We start from the raw sequence: 672 nt of genomic DNA on the forward strand, positions 1-672 counted from the left end.
GAGTAATAGCCGTCAATATAAAACCGAAATAAAAGAAAAAGATGTGCTGGTATTAAAATTATACTTGATATACAATGATTACATAAGATAAAATAATGGTATCCATTATAAAGGTAGAATTATAAAAATATATAGATTAAAAGAGAGTGAAGAACTATGATACGAAATACTTTTTTTGACTTAACCTCTGACTGCGCTCCTATGGAGGAAGTACGACAACGCGTAGAATATAATGCTTCTGTGAAAAGCAGTAATTTAATTATTTTAGTATTAGCAATTCTTATTGCGTGTATTGGTCTGAATATGAATAGTATTACTGTACTTATTGGTGCCATGTTGATCTCACCACTGATGGGGGGGATTGTTGCCATTGGATATGGAATGGCAATATATGATATTCATCTTATTCGCCGATCTGCGATGCGGGAGTGTAAAATGAAGTGTGTAAGTTACCGGTAACCAATTTACTAACTTACGCACTTCATTTTTTTGTCGAGGTGCGGTACACTATCAGAAAGCAGGTTGAAAGGAATTGAGTACAGCACTGATGAAGAAACGTAGAAACCCGAGTGAGAAAGGCCAGGCAATCGCCAAGCTCATCATGGAACAATACCAGCCGAAGACGCAGGAAGACATGCAGATAGCGCTGAAGGACGTGTTCGGTCCTATCTT

General features: G+C 37.2%; 1 protein-coding gene. It reads left to right on the forward strand.

Annotation, left to right across the window (positions count from 1 at the left end):
* Positions 1–156: 156 nt before the first annotated feature.
* Positions 157–459: a DUF389 domain-containing protein gene (locus tag AB840_RS15535; RefSeq protein WP_048515709.1), complete on the forward strand. Its 303-nt coding sequence runs from the start codon at positions 157–159 to the stop codon at positions 457–459.
* The last annotated feature ends 213 nt before the right edge of the window (positions 460–672 follow it).

Origin of the sequence: Megasphaera cerevisiae DSM 20462 (genome assembly GCF_001045675.1) — a bacterium.
Taxonomy (GTDB): Bacteria; Bacillota; Negativicutes; order Veillonellales; family Megasphaeraceae; genus Megasphaera; species Megasphaera cerevisiae.

What these genes read in the sequence shown, in the direction of transcription:
- AB840_RS15535 (WP_048515709.1), top strand. Translation starts at nt 157, where the DNA reads ATGATACGAAATACTTTTTTTGACTTAACCTCTGACTGCGCTCCTATG.